Annotated in this window: 19 protein-coding genes and 1 tRNA gene; 10 read left to right on the top strand and 10 right to left on the bottom strand. The window is 43.4% G+C overall.

Annotation, left to right across the window (positions count from 1 at the left end):
• Window positions 1-12: 12 nt before the first annotated feature.
• Window positions 13-1,287: an NAD(P)/FAD-dependent oxidoreductase gene (locus B158_RS0107630; RefSeq protein WP_018624777.1), complete on the top strand. Its 1,275-nt coding sequence runs from the start codon at window positions 13-15 to the stop codon at window positions 1,285-1,287.
• A gap of 48 nt (window positions 1,288-1,335) precedes the next feature.
• Here B158_RS0107630 and megL read toward each other — a convergent pair whose 3' ends face one another.
• Entirely contained in the window at window positions 1,336-2,538 is a 1,203-nt protein-coding gene (gene megL / locus B158_RS0107625) for a methionine gamma-lyase (RefSeq protein ID WP_018624776.1), read from the bottom strand.
• A gap of 29 nt (window positions 2,539-2,567) precedes the next feature.
• The gene (locus tag B158_RS0107620) at window positions 2,568-3,059 is read right to left on the bottom strand and encodes an Lrp/AsnC family transcriptional regulator (RefSeq protein ID WP_228127077.1); all 492 of its coding nucleotides are present in this window, start codon (window positions 3,057-3,059) and stop codon (window positions 2,568-2,570) included.
• Between the two features lie 197 nt (window positions 3,060-3,256).
• Here B158_RS0107620 and B158_RS0107615 point away from each other — a divergent pair, with 197 nt between their 5' ends.
• Window positions 3,257-3,901, top strand: a complete 645-nt coding sequence (locus B158_RS0107615; protein WP_018624774.1) for an esterase/lipase family protein — start codon at window positions 3,257-3,259, stop codon at window positions 3,899-3,901.
• A gap of 364 nt (window positions 3,902-4,265) precedes the next feature.
• On the opposite strand, the gene B158_RS0107610 is transcribed toward B158_RS0107615, so the two are convergent.
• Window positions 4,266-6,311, bottom strand: a complete 2,046-nt coding sequence (locus tag B158_RS0107610; protein ID WP_018624773.1) for a S9 family peptidase — start codon at window positions 6,309-6,311, stop codon at window positions 4,266-4,268.
• Between the two features lie 297 nt (window positions 6,312-6,608).
• The gene (locus B158_RS0107605) at window positions 6,609-6,875 is read right to left on the bottom strand and encodes a chorismate mutase (protein ID WP_018624772.1); all 267 of its coding nucleotides are present in this window, start codon (window positions 6,873-6,875) and stop codon (window positions 6,609-6,611) included.
• Window positions 6,876-6,989: 114 nt separating this feature from the next.
• Here B158_RS0107605 and cmoA point away from each other — a divergent pair, with 114 nt between their 5' ends.
• The 4 genes from cmoA to B158_RS0107585 all read left to right on the top strand — a co-directional run bounded on the left by cmoA (window position 6,990) and on the right by B158_RS0107585 (window position 9,646).
• Window positions 6,990-7,718, top strand: coding sequence for a carboxy-S-adenosyl-L-methionine synthase CmoA (gene cmoA / locus B158_RS0107600; RefSeq protein ID WP_018624771.1), 729 nt, complete (start codon window positions 6,990-6,992; stop codon window positions 7,716-7,718).
• Between the two features lie 16 nt (window positions 7,719-7,734).
• Window positions 7,735-8,736 (top strand): tRNA 5-methoxyuridine(34)/uridine 5-oxyacetic acid(34) synthase CmoB, encoded by a 1,002-nt coding sequence (gene cmoB, locus B158_RS0107595; RefSeq protein ID WP_018624770.1) that lies wholly within the window; start codon window positions 7,735-7,737, stop codon window positions 8,734-8,736.
• Window positions 8,736-9,404: a pseudouridine synthase gene (locus B158_RS0107590; RefSeq protein ID WP_018624769.1), complete on the top strand. Its 669-nt coding sequence runs from the start codon at window positions 8,736-8,738 to the stop codon at window positions 9,402-9,404. Before cmoB ends, B158_RS0107590 begins: the two co-directional genes overlap by 1 nt.
• Before the next feature lie 165 nt (window positions 9,405-9,569).
• Window positions 9,570-9,646: transfer RNA gene (locus B158_RS0107585), tRNA-Arg, on the top strand.
• Window positions 9,647-9,653: 7 nt separating this feature from the next.
• Here B158_RS0107585 and B158_RS0107580 read toward each other — a convergent pair.
• The 4 genes from B158_RS0107580 to B158_RS0107565 all read right to left on the bottom strand — a co-directional run bounded on the left by B158_RS0107580 (window position 9,654) and on the right by B158_RS0107565 (window position 12,188).
• On the bottom strand, window positions 9,654-10,127 hold the full coding sequence (locus B158_RS0107580) for a DUF2489 domain-containing protein (protein ID WP_018624768.1): 474 nt from the start codon (window positions 10,125-10,127) through the stop codon (window positions 9,654-9,656).
• Between the two features lie 6 nt (window positions 10,128-10,133).
• Window positions 10,134-10,703, bottom strand: a complete 570-nt coding sequence (locus B158_RS0107575) for a YqiA/YcfP family alpha/beta fold hydrolase (protein WP_018624767.1) — start codon at window positions 10,701-10,703, stop codon at window positions 10,134-10,136.
• A 12-nt stretch (window positions 10,704-10,715) separates the two neighbouring features.
• On the bottom strand, window positions 10,716-11,735 hold the full coding sequence (locus tag B158_RS0107570) for a helix-turn-helix transcriptional regulator (protein WP_018624766.1): 1,020 nt from the start codon (window positions 11,733-11,735) through the stop codon (window positions 10,716-10,718).
• A gap of 222 nt (window positions 11,736-11,957) precedes the next feature.
• Entirely contained in the window at window positions 11,958-12,188 is a 231-nt protein-coding gene (locus tag B158_RS0107565) for a DUF2798 domain-containing protein (protein ID WP_018624765.1), read from the bottom strand.
• Between the two features lie 180 nt (window positions 12,189-12,368).
• Here B158_RS0107565 and aat point away from each other — a divergent pair, with 180 nt between their 5' ends.
• From aat to infA, 3 genes are all read left to right on the top strand, one after another.
• Window positions 12,369-13,082, top strand: coding sequence for a leucyl/phenylalanyl-tRNA--protein transferase (gene aat, locus B158_RS0107560; RefSeq protein ID WP_018624764.1), 714 nt, complete (start codon window positions 12,369-12,371; stop codon window positions 13,080-13,082).
• Window positions 13,083-13,100: 18 nt separating this feature from the next.
• A complete protein-coding gene (locus B158_RS0107555) occupies window positions 13,101-13,847 on the top strand; it encodes an arginyltransferase (RefSeq protein ID WP_018624763.1) in 747 nt (248 codons plus the stop codon).
• 152 nt (window positions 13,848-13,999) lie between these two features.
• Window positions 14,000-14,218 carry a translation initiation factor IF-1 gene (infA, locus tag B158_RS0107550; protein ID WP_018624762.1) on the top strand — a complete coding sequence of 73 codons (219 nt, stop codon included), beginning with the start codon at window positions 14,000-14,002 and terminating at the stop codon, window positions 14,216-14,218.
• A gap of 57 nt (window positions 14,219-14,275) precedes the next feature.
• On the opposite strand, the gene clpA is transcribed toward infA, so the two are convergent.
• Together clpA and clpS are read right to left on the bottom strand one after the other, a co-directional pair.
• Window positions 14,276-16,540 carry an ATP-dependent Clp protease ATP-binding subunit ClpA gene (clpA, locus tag B158_RS12970; RefSeq protein WP_018624761.1) on the bottom strand — a complete coding sequence of 755 codons (2,265 nt, stop codon included), beginning with the start codon at window positions 16,538-16,540 and terminating at the stop codon, window positions 14,276-14,278.
• A 33-nt stretch (window positions 16,541-16,573) separates the two neighbouring features.
• Window positions 16,574-16,915: an ATP-dependent Clp protease adapter ClpS gene (clpS, locus tag B158_RS0107540; RefSeq protein WP_018624760.1), complete on the bottom strand. Its 342-nt coding sequence runs from the start codon at window positions 16,913-16,915 to the stop codon at window positions 16,574-16,576.
• Between the two features lie 145 nt (window positions 16,916-17,060).
• Between clpS and B158_RS0107535 the strand changes: the two genes are divergently transcribed.
• Complete coding sequence (locus tag B158_RS0107535; RefSeq protein WP_018624759.1) at window positions 17,061-17,642, top strand: hypothetical protein; 582 nt, start codon at window positions 17,061-17,063, stop codon at window positions 17,640-17,642.
• Window positions 17,643-17,695: the final 53 nt, after the last annotated feature.

Genomic DNA, 17,695 nt, shown 5'->3' with positions numbered 1-17,695 from the left:
AAGGAGTAGCGTGTGAAAAAAATTATAGTACTTGGCGCAGGAATTGGCGGTATTCCAATGGCTTATGAGCTGAGGGACGAGCTCAAAGAACAAGCTGAGATTACCGTGGTTAGCGACCTCCCCTATTTTGAATTCACTCCATCCAACCCATGGGTAGCCGTTAATTGGCGAAAAAAAGAACAAATCCGCGTCGAACTTGCTGAAATATTTGCGAAGCGGAAAATTAACTTTATTCATAGTGCAGCAAAAAAAGTGAAACCAGAAAGTAACCAGGTGGAACTGGACAATGGCGATACACTAGAATATGACTTCCTGGTCATTGCCACAGGCCCCGCACTTGCTTTCGATGATATTAAAGGTTTAGGTCCGGAGCACTTTACACACTCAATCTGTAAAACAGACCACGCAGACAGCACACGCGAACATTGGGAAAAGTTTGTCGAGAGTCCAGGCCCAATCGTTGTTGGAGCCGTTCAGGGAGCATCATGCTTTGGTCCTGCTTATGAGTATGCGCTAATTCTAGACACTGACCTACGTAAACGAAAAATCCGCGACCAGGTACCAATCACCTTTGTGACTTCAGAACCCTATATTGGCCACTTAGGTTTGGACGGTGTGGGAGATACAAAGAGTCTTTTAGAGTCCAAGCTACGAGATGCCAATATCAACTGGATAACTAATGCCACAGTTGATGAAATCACAGCCGATGAAATTCATGTGACCGAACACTTCCGTGACGGACAGACTATCAAGCATGATCCACTAAAGTTTAAACACTCAATGCTGCTTCCTTCATTCCGTGGCATTGATGCTGTATTTGGCATTGAAGGACTAACCAATCCCAAAGGATTTATTTTGACCGATGAATTCCAAAGGAACCCAACTTTCAAAAACATATTTGCCGTGGGTGTATGCGTAGCAATACCACCAATTGGCAAAACTCCAGTTCCCGTTGGCGTCCCCAAAACTGGTTACATGATCGAATCCATGGTTACGGCAGCAGTACACAATATTAAGGCATTGATAAATGGTAAAGAGCCCGACACAAAGCCAAGTTTAAACGCATTATGCCTTGCAGACTTTGGTGATGGCGGCGTGGCCTTCATTGCCAAACCGCAAATACCACCACGCAACTTGAACTGGTCTGGTAGCGGCAAATGGGTTCATTACGCCAAGGTTTTGTTTGAGAAATACTTCTTGCACAAAGTTCGCCGTGGAACTTCCGAACCATTCTGGGAAAAGATGGTTATGGATATGATAGGTGTGAAGAAACTGAAAAAGAAATAACAAAAGGGCGACTGTTTAGTCGCCCTTTCTTATATCAATCATTGCAAATTATGCTGCTTTAATCTGTTTGGCTTTTAAAGCCTGCTCAAGATCACCAATGATGTCATCCACGTGCTCCAGCCCAACAGAAATACGAATTAACGTTTCGCTGATACCAGCAGCGGCACGCTCTTCTGGTGTGTAAGGCGAATGGGTCATTGATGCTGGGTGTTGAATCAAGGTTTCTGCATCACCCAAGCTAACAGCAATACGACACATCTTTAAGCTGTTCATAAAGCGTACGGCGTCATCAAATCCACCTTTCACTTCAAATGCAATCACGCCACCGGCACGTTTCATTTGTTTACCAATCAGGTGGTGAGCTGGATGGCTTTTAAGACCTGGGTAATAAACCTGTTCGATCTGATCATTGGCCTCTAAAAACTCCGCAACCCTCTCCGCGTTGTCGCAATGACGTTCAACTCGAACAGAAAGGGTTTTTAAGCCTCGTAGAATTAACCAGGCGTCGTTAGGACTCATGACCGCACCCATGTCTTTAAGGGTGGTCATTTTAATGTTTTCAATCTGCTCAGCACTGCCGCAGGTGATGCCGGCTACAACATCACCATGGCCATTCAAATATTTGGTAGCACTATGAATGATCAAATCCATACCGTAATCGCTGGGTTGCTGTAACACTGGTGACATAAAGGTGTTATCCAGAATCGTCAGCAGGTCATGTCTTTTTGCGATATCAGAAATCGCTTGCATATCAGCACACACCAGGTTCGGGTTGATAGGCGTTTCAAAATAAATCAGCTTGGTGTTTTCTTTTATAGCTGCTTCAACTTCGATCGGCTTGGTGATATCAACAAAGGTTGCTTCGATACCTAAATCTTTCAGTTTGTGATTGATTAATGCAAAGGTACAGCCATATAAAGCTGCAGAAGCTACCAGATGATCACCGGCTTTAAGGTTGGCCAGTAACGTTGCAGAAACAGCACCCATGCCAGAACCAAAAGCCGCTGCATCTTCTGTGTTTTCCAAAGCCGCCATTTTCTGTTCAAGTTCGCGCACTGTTGGGTTGCCTAAACGACTGTAAATATACCCCTGTTCCTCACCAGCAAAGCGATTTGCGCCCTGCTCTACATTATCAAAAACAAAGGTAGAGGTTTGGTGAATTGGCGTGGCTAAAGACCCAAAGCTGGGATCACCAATACGGCCAGAATGGATTGCTTTAGTTTCAATATTGGAAAACTTACCTGAACTCATACGACTCTCGCTCTTAACTTAATCAATCATTAATCGTCAAGAATATTGATAGCCGTCGTGGCTTTCACCTCCTTCAATACCAGAGTGGTATGAACTTTGGCGACTCCTTCCAGTGGAATCATTTTCTTGGAAATAAAGTGCTCAAGTGACTGGGTATTTTTTACCGCAACTTTAAGCACATAATCATATTCTCCGGTCACGTTATGGCACTCTAAGACCTCTGGCCAGGACGTCACCTTATCTAAAATATTCTGGATCTGCTCATAGCGATGAAGCTGCAGGCTAAACTCTACAAAACATAAGTTGTCGTAACCCACTTTCTGCCTATCAACCAAAGCAACGTAACGAGCAATAACACCCTTCTGTTCCAATCGCTTCACACGCGCATGGACCGCTGGAGGAGAAAGATGAACCTGCTTGGCAAGCTCGGCATTGGTCAAACGACCATCGTTTTGTAGAATCTGCAAGATCTTCTGATCCACAGAGTCCAGTTCAATTTCTGGTGAATATGCTACCATCATAAGGACCTCATTCTGAATGATATTCAGCATACTAGCACAAATAACGAATTTTAATAATTTATAGAACCGCAAACCGATATTTTATTAATATCGGTTTCGTGTAACTCAATGGAATATGAAGAATCTTCGGTTCAAAACTTCTGGTCAGACAAGAAACCCGCTACACTGTCACACATAAATTCATAAAACCGATAATAATGAAGCAGTTAGTTATCCTTATTCACGGCATGGGCCGCACCCGATTCTCAATGCGTTCGCTGGAAAAGTACTTTAAAGATGAGGGTTACCAAGTCATCAATGAGTCCTACGACTCACGAAGCAAGCCAATAGAAACCATTGCTGTTGAACATATCGGTCAGTTACTTCGCTCTATTTATAGCAATGAATACGAAGCTATTCACTTTGTCACTCACTCACTGGGTGGAATCATGCTCCGCTACTACCTGAGCCACCACTCAATAAACAAACTTGGCCGCATCGTCATGATCGCTCCCCCCAATCAGGGCAGCGAAGTAGCAGAGCTCTATAAAGACAAGCTGTGGTACAAGTTAGCGACTGGGAAACCCGGGCAACAACTGTATATCAACAACAATCCACTACTTGAGCAGCTAAAGCCAATTTCAGCAGATGTCGGAATCATGATAGGCACCAAATCCTCCGACCCATGGTTTAATCATGCTTTTGCCGGCCCTCATGACGGCAAAGTCTCCGTCGAAAGCGCCCGCCTGCCTGAGATGAAAGACTTCATCACCGTCGACCACGGCCACACCTTCATCATGAACAATCGAAAAGTACAGCAGCAGATAGAACACTTTCTAAAGCATGGCTTTTTTGATGAATAACTAAGTTAGATGAGTAGCACCAATAATCCCCTTATATTGAGCTAAGACACGTACAAAATATAGCAATCAAAATCGTGGATGATTTTGATAAGAATTTTCAGCACAGGGATGTGATGTAAATTCTGGTGCGTTAAGTATTTTGGAAGTGACGCAGGAAGTCACGCGAAGCGTGGCCTCAATATCGGGTGGTCTTCTTTTGGTTACTTTTCTTGACCACGCAAGAAAAGTAACTCGCTTAGTAGCGAAAGAAAAAATATAGGAATGACAGAAAAGAATATGGATTCCCGCCTTCGCGGGAATGACAAGACTGAGCTCCACAAAAAAGCCCGCAAATAGCGGGCTTTTTATTTATCAAATTCCGATATTAACTATCAGAGCTATCTGAACCGTTTTCCAGCTTCTCTTCATGCTTAAGATCATAAGGAGGAGGATTACCACCCTTACCTTTCAGGTAATGATCCATCCAGCGCATGAGGCGCATGGAGTAATCAAGTTGCGCTGCAGCTTTACGATTACCATGACCTTCGCCAGGATAAAGAACCAAACGTACAGGCGCATTACCAAGCGTCTTGAGGTAACGATACATTTCCATTGACTGCGATGGATGAACACGAGTATCAGCCTCACCATGCATAATCAACAAAGGCGTTTTACCTTTGGGTGCATGATAAATCGGACTGGTTTCCAGCATCCACTGATAATCATCCCAAGGCCATGCACGAGCATGAACGGCCTGCATTTCATTAGGAATATCTGTAGTACCGAATTTAGAAAGCTGATTTGAAATACCAACGAACATCACGCCAGCTGCATAGTGCTCAGACAATGCAGTAGATGACCATGCAGTCGCATAACCACCATAAGAACCACCGGTAATACCCACTTTATCGGTATCAACCATGCCGTCTTTTACTAGCGCCAGTTTACCGTCAAGAATGTCAGTGAACTCAGGATCGGCATAGCCATGTTGATCAAGGCGTGCAAACTCGTCACCGCGGCCCGTACTGCCTCGATAATTTGGGAAGAAAGAGAAGTAGCCTTGAGCTGACGCATATTGTGCAGGATCACCATAGTTAGTTTTCCAGCCATTGGATTCATGCGCTTCTGGACCACCATGAATGAAGGCAATCATTGGGTAGCGCTTGCCTTTCTTGTAGTTCAATGGATATACCAGAACACCTTGGATTTTCAGGCCATCACGCGCTTCATACTCATAAGCCACCTGCTTGCCAAGCGCTTTATCAGCTAACCAAGGGTTGCTGTTTGTTAGACGCTCGAAACCGTCTGCATTAAAAGCATAAACTTCACGAGGATGAGAAGCGGTATCAGTCATGGCATAAATATCACCTGTGTTAGATACGCTCAAACGACTGTGAATACCATTACCATAATCAACCACTGGACGATCAGCAATCTTACGCTTGATAGCAGCTCTAACAATTCGGCTTTCAACGCCCTGGTGCTCAATATAAATCACATCATCACCTTGCCAGGCGATATCCATAACGTGGCTAGTCAAATTGGCAACGCGCTTATAGATAGTTTCATCCACTACGTTAGCGATATATAAAGCACCATCTGTGGGATCGTTGTAGTCATTCGCACCCAGGAAAGCAATCTGTTTGCCATCAGTTGACCAAACTGCTTTACCCTGCTTGCCTTCAGTCTTGAAGCTGGCCACGATATCGCCATCCAAATCAACAACCTTCAGCGACTTCTTCATGTAGATGTCATCAATCAAGGATGTTGGAGAAGTTTGAACCATTAACTCATCATTCACAGGCGAAAAAGCCACTGATAACACGTGGTCTTTAATGTCCAGTTTTGCTGGTTTTTGAGAATCTTCTTCTGAAGCTAACTCATATAACCAGGCATGAGTCATTTTAATATCTTCTTCATAAACCTTGGCTTTGAAACCTTTTTTATCAAGCTTCTCTAAATGCTTTGGGTCTTCCTCTTTGGCAAGAAATACAAGCTTAGAACCATCATGACTAATAGTGTAACCACCAATATCGGTTTCAAAACTTAAAACCTGCTGTGACTCACCACCATCAACTGGGATTTTGTACAGCGAGTTATGCTTATCTTCACCACGCTTAGAAGTGTAATAAATAGCCGAGCTATCATGTGCCCACTGGACACCACCGATGCTGACTTCGCCAGTGATGAATGGGCGGGCTTCGCCACCCTTTTTCATAACAAACAATTGGTTCCAGGCTGTGCCATCTTCGTCAACATATGGCGTGCGTGGTTTGGACTGTGTAAATGCGATGTACTCACCGTTTGGTGAAACATCTAAAGAAGTAACAGACTGTAACTTTGAAATATCTTCCAAAGTCATGCCATCATTCTTTGCCATCAAGCCAGATGAGGCCAGCAGCAAGCTCAAAGAAATCAATAACTTTTTCATTGGTCCCCTTACGAACGTATCAATTAACCCAAAAAATACAGTGTTCAAAAATAACAAAGCGGACAGCATATAAAAAATCTAACCCCAGTGCCAGCCTAGATATTTATGAGCTTTGTAAAGATATTTAATGCAGAAATGCTTTGTTACATTTAGAAAATTGCCAGAACTGGCGGCTTTGTTAAAGTGGAGGCTGTGGAATTAGTATTAACTACCCCTTAGTGCTAAATCCCGCATCTCAAAATACCTCCTTCTCATTTTGAGACGCAACTTTTGCCCGCCTATTTTAGGCGGGTTTTTTTATGCCTGCTGTATTCTCAAGCTGGCCTTAAAGATTGGTTTAAATATAGCCTCGATCTCGGACTGACTGAATGTCGGTTTAAATTCCTGATATAAACGCTCAATGATGGCCTGCTCTCTTGTAGGGTCATACTCAGTCATACCCAGCTGTTTTTTTTCGTCGCTGAGCCTGAGAACGAGCTGTGCTCGCTTTTCTACCAGTGCCATTAATTGCTTATCCAGCTCATCAATGTCTGAGCGTAAGTTCTGTATTATCTCTGAATTCACCGTGTATGCACCCTATTCATTAAAAACCATGGCTTAAGTATGGGTAAGTGGCGCCTATTATAGTAGAATTGCGGCCAAAGTTGTTAAAAGCCTTTTCGGCTTGTTTGAACCATTATGACAGAGCGTAAAGACACCATTTTCGCGGAGCCTCAGGATATCAAGAAGTTCGAGTTTGACCAAAAAGTGGTCGAAGTCTTTCCTGATATGATAAAGCGCTCAGTACCCGGCTACACAACCATCATTCAGGGCATTGCTGAAATTGCGCAGCGTTTTGTCCAGCCGAATAGCACTATTTACGATTTGGGCTGCTCGCTGGGTGCAGCGTCCTTAGCCATTCGCCAAACGGTTGATCGTTCAGATTGCAGAATTATCGCTGTAGATAATTCACCGGCCATGATTGAGCGTTGCCAGATGATTCAATCCAGTTATAACTTTGCCATGCCCATAGAAGTGATGGAAGCTGATATCAATGAGCTTGAAATGTCATCAGCCAGCATGGTTATTCTGAACTTTACACTACAGTTTTTACCTAGAGGCCACCGACAGCAACTGGTTAATCGAATTTACGATGCGTTGCTACCTGGCGGCTGTCTGGTTTTATCAGAAAAAATAACCCTGCAACATAAAGATCTCGACGAACATATTATCGATCTGCATCACGACTTCAAAAAGCAGAATGGTTATAGTGATATGGAAATTGCGCAGAAGCGCGCAGCGCTTGAAAATGTGTTGCTACCCGATACTCGTGAAAAACACTATCAGCGTTTTGCTAATGCAGGCTTCAACCAATTCGATAGCTGGTTTCAGCATTACAACTTCGCATCATTTATTGCCGTAAAATGATAAAGCCAAAGCCATTATGATTAATTTTACTAACACCTATAACGCTATCGCTGATACCCGACTTCATCCATGGCTTGATCAATTCAAGCATGCCGTCAATCAACGAATGGCTGACTACACACATGGCAATTTAAGCGACTGGATTAAACTGCTTAAAGAGCTCCCGGATATTACTCCTGATCATATTGAGTTGGCGAGTAAGGTTGAAATTGGCAGTACTTCTCAATTATCAGAAGATGAGCAAAAGCAACTGAAACAGCTACTGATGAAATTTCATCCTTGGCGCAAAGGTCCATTTCATTTATTTGGCCAACACATCGATACCGAATGGCGTTCTGACTGGAAATGGGATCGACTAAAAGACCAAATCAGCTCGCTTGAAGACCGTATCGTGTTGGATGTTGGCTGCGGTAATGGCTACCACTGCTGGCGTATGGCAGCTCATAATCCTAAGCTGGTTATCGGTATTGACCCTTCACAGTTATTTTTAATGCAGTTTGCCGTGATGCAAACCTATTTGGCCGACTACCCGGTTCACTATCTGCCGGTTGGCCTTGAATATCTGCCTGAGAACTTATCGGATCAAGGTTTCGACACAATCTTCTCGATGGGTGTTCTGTATCACCGTCGCTCCCCTATCGATCATATATTGCACATGAAAAATCTGCTTCGCCCTGGGGGTGAACTTGTGCTTGAAACATTGGTGATTGATGGAGAAGCTGATCAGTGTCTTATACCAAAAGACCGTTATGCCCAAATGAATAACGTCTGGTTTATTCCGACAACAGGTATGCTAAAGAACTGGATGGCAAAGCTCGACTTTCAGGATATTAAAATCGCAAATGTTGCTAAGACAGGCCTAGATGAACAGCGTGCAACAGAATGGATGACTTTCCAGTCGCTTGAAGATTATCTGGATCCGCAGAATAAGGACTTGACCATTGAAGGTTATCCAGCACCCAAGCGTGCCGTCATAATTGCCACCAAACCTGGCTCTCGTAAAAAGGCAGGCAAGTAATGGCTGATTACCATATAGTCCCTTTCTGCCCTGAGCCAGTGCGTATCCTTCACCCCGATAAGCATTTTCTATTTGTGAATAAACCTGCTGGATTATTGAGTATCCCGGGGCGACATGAAGAAAATAAAGACTGTGTCGTTACCAGACTTCAGCATCATCCTAAGTCGAAAACAGCTTCAATCGTTCATCGCCTCGATATGGCAACATCAGGCGTTATGATCCTGGCGCAAACCAAATTTGCTCATCGAGAGATCAGTAAACAATTTGAATTGCGCCAGACTGATAAGTACTACATTGCAGTCGTCGACGGTATTGTTGACAAAGACAGCGGTGTTATCGATCTGCCCATGATTGCCGACTGGCCAAATAGACCTAAACAAAAAATAGACTTTGAGCAAGGCAAGAAAGCCATTACAGAATGGGAAGTGCTCGATCGTGATATGGATAAACAAACCACTCGCCTCAAACTCAAACCCATAACTGGCCGTAGCCATCAGCTACGCCTTCATTGCTTTGAATTAGGCCACCCAATCCTTGGTTGCCACCTATACCATAAAAACGGTTCAGAAACTAAAGCAAAGCGCTTGTTGCTGCATGCAGCAAGCCTGACCATTACTCATCCTAAAACCGGCAAAACTATAACCGTAGAATCTCCCTGCCCGTTTTAGCTTGATAAACACAAGAATAATTGTGAAAATACGCGCGCATTTTGCACCTGTAGCTGGGTCTGCCCCGTCTTCGTTAGAAGATAGGGTACATTTGGATTAGAGCGAAGCTCTAAAATGACCTCAGCGCATCAGAAGTTTATAGAAAGGTTGTAATATATAAATAATGCACCTGTAGCTCATTTGGATAGAGCGCAGCCCTCCGGAGGCTGAGGTAGCAGGTTCGACTCCTGCCAGGTGCGCCATTCTTAATTAAGAAATACTCCGCTCCTCACTCTGAAATTGCTCAAGAACATTTTCAACGGCTTGTTTAATATCTGAGTCGTATTCAGATTCAATCTCCATCATCAGTTTGGTATGCACCATTTTTTCCTTGGTTTTTAGATCTTTCCATCCCTGATGCGTCGGAATATGTGCAGTTTTGTCATACACAGTATAAAAGACTGTAAAATTTTCCTTAAGCTGCTCTTCGAGACGAAGCTGATCAATTAGAACCTTTAGACGGATACAACCTTCAATTGTAGGACACTGCTCATGCTTCATCGCTTTTGCGATTGAGGTGATGCTTTCAATAATCGATTTCATTTGAGCATCATGCTTTTCAGCCTGAGCTAATTCTGATTGCTTAATTGCCTTATTTTGTTTTTGGAGCTTAAACAAAAGAAATGCTGCGTAACTTGCAAGAACTACTGTTAGCAAGCCTGCGGCGATATAAAAAATGGTCATAAATACTTACCTACTGTTTATCATCTTCTCTATGATAGGAAACACCCTCTCAAATTCTGTAAACCTGTGAGTCCCAGTTTCGAATTTATGAATGGGGTAAATGCCTTCCAGTTCTTTAACTGTTTTATATGAATCCAACACTTCATCATCCATGGCCAGTACTACTTCGCTTTGGCCATAGGGTTCTTGGTTAACTTTATAATGATTAAAGTCATGCAGATCTTTATCAGTAACCCTAATCATTTCATTAAACTCACCATAAACACTGAATTCACCGGTTTCGAGTGTATTGTCAGGATGTAGTGAAGGATTAATCATTAACGACTTTATCGGAAGTTCAGAAGCGAGCCACCTTGCCCAAAATCCACCCAGAGAAGTCCCAACGACGATTAAGTCATCATCTTTACCAATCAGTTTTTCATATTCATTAATCAGTATTTCTTCAGCGACTACTGGCGAGTGTGGCGTATAACTTATCCCTTGAACATTGCAGCTTGGAAAAGCCTGCTGCATTGCATTAACTTTGGGGCTTTTGGCTGAGCTTCGAAACCCATGCAGGTACCAGATATTCATCATTAACCTTATATCCTATAAAGACTTGTGACTGTACAGCTGCATCATGCCCTGAACAGTCTTTTTCATATCATCGCGGAAAGCTTTTGGCCTGATAACTTCCACCTGATCACCAAATCCAAGCAACCACCATTTTATTGATTGGGTAATATTGATTGTTGCGGTTACGCGAACTCTGCCATCTATGAGCTCTGTTAAAGTCTGATCTTTTGCTAAAGGTGTTTCATTGAGATGCTGTGCTGTTGATCTGTTAAAAATAAGCTCGATACATTGGTCATCATACAAGCTGATATCCAACCCTCCCTGCTCCAGGTATTCTCTAATATCAAAACCGGCAACTCGTTTTGGCGATGAGTCCAGGATTTCAATATTATTAATCCTATGAATAGCAAACTGAATCAGCCCTTCAGCCTTTTGACCTTCATAAGTTGCAATCAGGTAACTAACCTGCTCCTGCTGAACGACACCTTGCGCACTAACGATGTAGTCTTTAGTTTCTCCACCTTTTTTGGTGTAGTTCATCTTAAACTGTTTATTGAGCAGCAGTGCCTTATAGATATCCAATAAATGATTGGCATTAAACTTTGCCGGCTCGAGTGGATAGACCTTAGGGTAAATAGCCACCCTCTTTTCCCAGTCTGCATATTTGTATTTTTCGTTTTTCAATGCCAGCTTAGCCTCTTTGAAATAAGGTGCAAGAGCATCCAGACTCGCTTCAGGTAATAAGCTGTGTGTGTACTTTTCCATCAACAGGAAGCCTAGCGCCAAGTCGGGTCCCATCTTCTTGAGCGATATATGAGAACCCTGGGGAAAGTAATAATAGTTCTCACGCCCCATTGTCTTTACATGCACACCGAAGACCCGTTCAAGCATGGCCATATCACGCTGGATACTGCGCTTACTTAAATTTCCTAAGTTATGACTCGTTTCTAGATATTCAATCAAGTCATTAACGGTAACCTTTTGTGGTTCGGTGGGAATGCGTCTGAGGATAGCTAGTTGACGTTCTATCTGGCTGAGCTCTTTTACCGCCATGATGTCCTTCTTATTGAATGTTCAAGTACGACACAATATGACGCACCACAGATGTAATATCAAGTCTGAGGGGACAGACTGCAAGGTATTTTAGCCATGGTCAGCGACAAGTAGTTTTGCAGCCTGTTTTCTCGCCCCCTTTTGACACTTCCACTTTTCGTCACAGGGTGAAGCCATCAGTGTTTAGGGATGAACCTGAGGGCTTTGTTAAATGAGCCATAACTACTCCGACTCTTTAAGCACCATACTCACCAATCTATGAACTAAAGGTGAAATCAGAAAAATAGCTGGAAAAGCAATAACAAAAGCAAATGCCCAGGCTTTTAGCCATATCGTAACAATGTTGCTGACAAAGCCGACGTTAAAAACGCTAATAATAAATGACATGATGCACGACATTAAAAGCGACATGAAAAATGAAAAAACGATGCGGTGGTGTTTAGGATGAATCATGGTCATTCCAAAGAATACTGATTGGCGAATAGTATCGACCCTTAGAATATGACGCAATCAGCTTATTGTATGAATGTTATTAAGATTAACAATGAGCCCTGACCATAGAAACCACAAAGACCTCGCCAAAACCTCACAAAATTGTTACTTTCATGATAGTTAAGAAAAAATGACCTATCTATGACAAATAGCATTTTCCTCCTCGATGAAACGCCACTGTTTCCTGATGCCCAATTAGCACAAGATGAGCCTAATGGCTTATTGGCAGTTGGAGGTGATTTATCAGTACCCAGGCTGATTGAAGCCTATCGACATGGCATTTTCCCATGGTTCTGTGAGGATGAACCTATTTTATGGTGGTCGCCCGATCCGCGCTGTGTATTTCTACTTGATGAGATTCATGTATCACGCTCACTCAGACGAGAACTTAACAAAGCTAAATACATCGTAACCATCAACAAGGCGTTTCAACAGGTGGTGCAAGAATGTGCAGCACCGAGAAACGACCAGCCTGAAACCTGGATTTTGCCTGAAATGCAGCAAGCTTATTGTAAGCTGCACGAGCTAGGTCTGGCCCACTCTATCGAGGTATGGGATCAAGAGTCACTGATTGGCGGCATGTACGGCGTCAGCATCGGCAGATTCTTTTTTGGGGAATCCATGTTTAGCCGTAGAACCAATGCATCCAAAATTGCTTTAGTCTACCTTGCAAACTACCTGATACAAGCTGACTTTTTATTGCTTGACGCGCAAGTTGGCAACCCTCATCTGTATCGGATGGGCGCGCGTGATATACCTCGAGCTGAATTTTTGAAACTTTTAAAGCAAGAAATTAACTGGCAACAGCCCCCAAATCTATGGCAAAGTAAGATTCTGAAGGATTGGAAAAGCTGACTATGCGAGGCTCTTGTCATGAGTAACAAAGAGAAAAGCACTCAACATATCAAGCTCTACGCAGGGCCCGAGCATGCCTGCGGCTATCTAGACAATCAAACTGCTGTTTCCCTGTTTGCTGATCCTTCCTTGCCCATGAACAATACCCTTTATTCAGAGCTAAGCCGACTAGGCTTTCGTCGAAGTGGCAACCATGTCTATCGTCCAAAATGTCCGCACTGTTCTGCCTGTCAGCCATTTCGCGTTTTAACAGAGCAATTCAAACCCAGTCGCAGTCAAAAGAGAATCTTAAAGGCCAATAAAAACCTGAGCATTCATTTTGAACCGGCAAAACCCACCCATGAAGATTATGAGTTGTATGAGCTCTACATTACAGAGCGTCATAGAGATGGAGATATGTATCCGCCATCATACGAGCAATATGCTGACTTCCTATTTTCCGATTGGTGTAAATCAGCCCAAATCAGGGTCAAGGATGGAGAGCTGACCATAGCGATCATGTGCCTGGATCTACTCGATGATGGACTGTCGGCCGTCTATTCGTTTTTTACTCCAGATGATCGCTATAAAAGTCTCGGTGTTTTTCTGATTTTGAAAACCATTGCTCTAGCACGAAAACTCAATCTGCCCTATGCCTATCTCGGCTACTATATTCAGAATTGCCACAAGATGAGCTATAAGAGCTCATACCGCCCAGCCGAGGTATTGCATAACAACCACTGGAAACTACTCTCAGAAACCATTCCCAGCTCCGATATTAGCTAATTAACACCTTGCTAGCCGATTCAGTGTGCAAATTTTGATCCAATTAGGCCCTATTCACACAAAAACTTTGCGATTATTGTCTAAATAGTGCATTATACGCGCGCATTTTTTGAACATTTTGTTGAAAGTCAAAGAGGAGAAACGGGCTTAACATGGCGAAAGAAGACGTTATTGAATTAGAAGGTAAAGTGTTAGAAACCTTGCCAAATACTATGTTTCGAGTAGAGCTCGAGAACGGTCATATTGTTACTGCGCACATCTCAGGCAAGATGCGCAAGAACTACATCCGTATCTTAACTGGCGACACTGTTACTGTTGAAATCAGCCCTTATGATTTAACCAAGGGTCGTATTACTTTCCGTGCCCGTTAATTTGTAAGCATTATAGAAAAAGGCGCCATTGGCGCCTTTTTTGTGTTTATATCAATATTAAGAAGTTCCCTGTGGCAGCTTTTCCATATGTGGCTCTATACGAATATCCAGCTCATCATTTTTGAGACTGACATAGACGTCACCACCCTGCATTAACTTACCAAATAGAATTTCATTGGCCAGTGGTCGACGAATTTTATCGCTAATGAGACGCGCCATTGGGCGAGCTCCCATGTTCTCATCGTACCCATGCTGTGCAAACCAGTGTCGAGCAGTGTCATCAACATGAAGATTAACCTGCTTGTCATCGAGCTGGCCCTGAACTTCGGTCAGGAATTTATCAACAATAGACAGAATGACTTTCTGTGGCAACGAATTGAACCAGACGATAGCATCAAGACGGTTCCTGAACTCAGGCGAGAATGTGCGGTTGATTGCTTCTTCGTTGTTACGTGACTTATCCTGCTCTTTGAAGCCGATATTGCCTTTAATAATTTCCTGTGCTCCGGCATTACTGGTCATGACCAGAACAATATTACGGAAATCAGCTTTACGGCCATTGTTGTCAGTCAGTGTACCGTGGTCCATGACCTGCAACAGAAGATTGAACACATCCGGATGTGCTTTTTCAATTTCATCCAGAAGCACTACAGCATGAGGGTTTTTATTAACAGCCTCCGTCAATAAGCCACCCTGGTCATAACCCACATAGCCTGGAGGCGCACCAATCAAACGAGAAACCGTATGGCGCTCCATATATTCGGACATATCAAAGCGAATCAGCTCAACGCCCATCAAACGTGCTAATTGCTTAGTAACCTCAGTTTTACCGACACCCGTCGGTCCAGCGAACAGGAACGATCCGACAGGTTTATTCTCCTGACCGAGTCCTGCACGAGACAGCTTGATTGACTCTGATAAAGTTTCAATCGCCTGATCTTGACCAAATACCACCATTTTGAGATTACGCTCAAGATTCTGCAGTAATTTTTTATCAGAAGAGGAAACCGTTTTTTCAGGAATGCGGGCTATTTTGGCAATAACCTGCTCGATTTCATGAGGTGTGATGGTTTTCTTACGTTGCTCTTCAGGCAAAATTCTTTGACGCGCCCCTGCTTCATCGATGACATCAATGGCCTTGTCAGGAAGTTGTCGGTCATTAATGTACTTTGCAGAGAGCTCAGCAGCGGCCTGAATGGCTTGTTTTGAGTAAGTTACACCGTGATGCTTTTCATAACGCTCTTTTAAACCTTCGAGGATGCCAATGGTATCCAAAACGCTTGGCTCATTGATATCAATTTTCTGGAAACGACGCGCTAATGCGTGATCTTTTTCAAAGATACCGCGATATTCCTGGAAAGTGGTTGAGCCCAAGCAACGGAGCTCACCGTTAGCCAATACTGGCTTAATAAGATTGGATGCGTCCATAGTGCCGCCTGAAGCAGCTCCGGCCCCAATAATGGTATGGATTTCGTCAATAAACAGTATTGCGTGAGATTCTTTTTTGAGCTGCGCTAATACAGCTTTCAGGCGTTTTTCAAAATCACCTCGATATTTTGTACCTGCCAGCAAAACACCCAGGTCCAAGGCATAAACTACCGCATCTGCTATTACTTCTGGTACATCGCCATCAACGATTCGCTTTGCCAGTCCCTCAGCGATTGCGGTTTTACCGACGCCAGCTTCTCCAACCAGCAATGGATTGTTTTTACGGCGACGGCATAGCACCTGAACGACACGCTCGATTTCATTGGCACGACCGATGAGAGGGTCAATACGGCCCTGCTCGGCTAATTTATTGAGGTTGACTGCATATTGGTCCAGCGGTCTAGGTTCCTGTGGCTCCTGCTCGCCTTCATCATGTTCCAGCTCAGGAAAGTCTTCTTCATCTGAACTGACGCCATGTGAAATATAATTAACGACATCAAGGCGGGAGATATCCTGCTTGGAAAGGAGGAAAACAGCCTGAGACTCAGGTTCGCTAAACATTGCAACCAAAACATTTGCACCGCTGACAGCTTCACGGCCAGAGGACTGCACATGGAAAACCGCACGTTGCAATACGCGCTGAAAACCAATAGTCGGCTGAATTTCAAACTCATCATCTTCGTCTGAAAATTGAGGTGTGGTCTGATTGACGAACTTTTCAAGATCAGACTTAAGAACGCCAATATCGGCACCCACAGCGCGTAAGACCTCTAAAGCATCTTTGTTGTCTAGTAGGGCCAGCATCAGGTGCTCAATGGTGATAAATTCATGACGCTTTTCACGAGCATCGTGAAAGGCATGATTCAATGATTTTTCAAGTGCTTTATCGAGCATAATGCCACCTACCTTATGTAACGCTTAATTGAGTTATTCACCGTCTTCCGGTTCCATAACACATAACAAAGGGTGCTGGTTAGCACGTGCGAATTCATTGACTTGCACTACTTTGGTTTCAGCAATATCAGGTGTAAACACACCGCACACACCTTGCCCTTCGTGATGAACCTGCAACATAACGCGTGTTGCCTGTTCTTTATTCATAGTAAAAAATTTACGCAGCACATCAACCACAAAATCCATAGGGGTGTAATCATCATTAAGAATCAACACCTTATACATAGGTGGCTGTTTGAGCTTAGGTTTGGCATCGGCTACTGCGAGGCCGTGCTCATGCTCTTGGTCATGTCTGTGATTATGGTCGTTACTCATACCAACTTCTTTCGCGAAATGTCTCGTTTATTATGGCATAAATGGGGCCACAGGTAAGCAAGTTCAAGTTTAACGTTAAGTTTCTATTCACATAACTACAGTCTATAATTAGCAAGGCTTTTTATACAACTATTAGGACATAAAAATGACAACTCATAAAATTGCACTTGCGGCACTTTTGGCATCGGGGCTTACCTTTAACACTGTAACACAAGCGCAGGAACAAGCTCAGGTTTCAGGTATTCTCGGTGGTGGACTTTCATTCGGTGGGGAAACATTAGTCGATGACATTCGCTTTACCGATGGTTCTAGTGACGAAGTCAAAACCGGTGAGGGTTTCTGGTTGGATTTTGGTTTCAGGGCAGACTTTGAAGAATGGGCACTAAAAAGCACAATTGGCTACAAAAGTGGCGGTGTCTTTGCATCAAATGGCGATGCCACCTTTTCCCGCATGCCACTGACAATTATTGGTTCAATCAACAATAACGGTCATTTGTTTGGTGCTGGTTTTACCTATGAATTGAACCCAGAGCTAGAGCTTGATTTACCTGGTTTATACGGCACCGCTGAATTTGAAAACGCTTTGGGCTTAGTCCTTGAGTACGAAAATAATTATGACATCTGGGCTTGGGGTGTTCGCTATACCCATATTGATTATGATTACGATCCTACCGGAGAAACCTTTGATGGTAATAATATTGGTTTCTTCTTTAACTGGTATTTCTAACAACCTGTAATAAACTTAGAAAAGCGACTTTAGTCGCTTTTCTTTTATCCAGC

Source organism: Kangiella aquimarina DSM 16071 (genome assembly GCF_000374105.1).
GTDB lineage: Bacteria > Pseudomonadota > Gammaproteobacteria > Enterobacterales > Kangiellaceae > Kangiella > Kangiella aquimarina.
The sequence above is the reverse complement of the archived record's forward strand: the minus strand, read 5'-3'. Positions and strand labels throughout refer to the sequence as shown.

Bases quoted from the DNA above. Each gene is read 5' to 3' on its own strand.
- B158_RS0107615 (WP_018624774.1), top strand. From the start codon at position 3,257: ATGAAGCAGTTAGTTATCCTTATTCACGGCATGGGCCGCACCCGATTC.
- B158_RS0107575 (WP_018624767.1), bottom strand. From the start codon at position 10,703: ATGATGAATATCTGGTACCTGCATGGGTTTCGAAGCTCAGCCAAAAGC.
- clpA (WP_018624761.1), bottom strand. From the start codon at position 16,540: ATGCTCGATAAAGCACTTGAAAAATCATTGAATCATGCCTTTCACGAT.
- cmoB (WP_018624770.1), top strand. From the start codon at position 7,735: ATGATTAATTTTACTAACACCTATAACGCTATCGCTGATACCCGACTT.
- B158_RS0107610 (WP_018624773.1), bottom strand. From the start codon at position 6,311: ATGAAAAAGTTATTGATTTCTTTGAGCTTGCTGCTGGCCTCATCTGGC.
- B158_RS0107620 (WP_228127077.1), bottom strand. From the start codon at position 3,059: ATGATGGTAGCATATTCACCAGAAATTGAACTGGACTCTGTGGATCAG.
- B158_RS0107535 (WP_018624759.1), top strand. From the start codon at position 17,061: ATGACAACTCATAAAATTGCACTTGCGGCACTTTTGGCATCGGGGCTT.
- B158_RS0107570 (WP_018624766.1), bottom strand. From the start codon at position 11,735: ATGGCGGTAAAAGAGCTCAGCCAGATAGAACGTCAACTAGCTATCCTC.
- aat (WP_018624764.1), top strand. From the start codon at position 12,369: ATGACAAATAGCATTTTCCTCCTCGATGAAACGCCACTGTTTCCTGAT.
- B158_RS0107590 (WP_018624769.1), top strand. From the start codon at position 8,736: ATGGCTGATTACCATATAGTCCCTTTCTGCCCTGAGCCAGTGCGTATC.
- clpS (WP_018624760.1), bottom strand. From the start codon at position 16,915: ATGAGTAACGACCATAATCACAGACATGACCAAGAGCATGAGCACGGC.
- B158_RS0107565 (WP_018624765.1), bottom strand. From the start codon at position 12,188: ATGATTCATCCTAAACACCACCGCATCGTTTTTTCATTTTTCATGTCG.
- B158_RS0107555 (WP_018624763.1), top strand. From the start codon at position 13,101: ATGAGTAACAAAGAGAAAAGCACTCAACATATCAAGCTCTACGCAGGG.
- infA (WP_018624762.1), top strand. From the start codon at position 14,000: ATGGCGAAAGAAGACGTTATTGAATTAGAAGGTAAAGTGTTAGAAACC.
- cmoA (WP_018624771.1), top strand. From the start codon at position 6,990: ATGACAGAGCGTAAAGACACCATTTTCGCGGAGCCTCAGGATATCAAG.
- megL (WP_018624776.1), bottom strand. From the start codon at position 2,538: ATGAGTTCAGGTAAGTTTTCCAATATTGAAACTAAAGCAATCCATTCT.
- B158_RS0107580 (WP_018624768.1), bottom strand. From the start codon at position 10,127: ATGACCATTTTTTATATCGCCGCAGGCTTGCTAACAGTAGTTCTTGCA.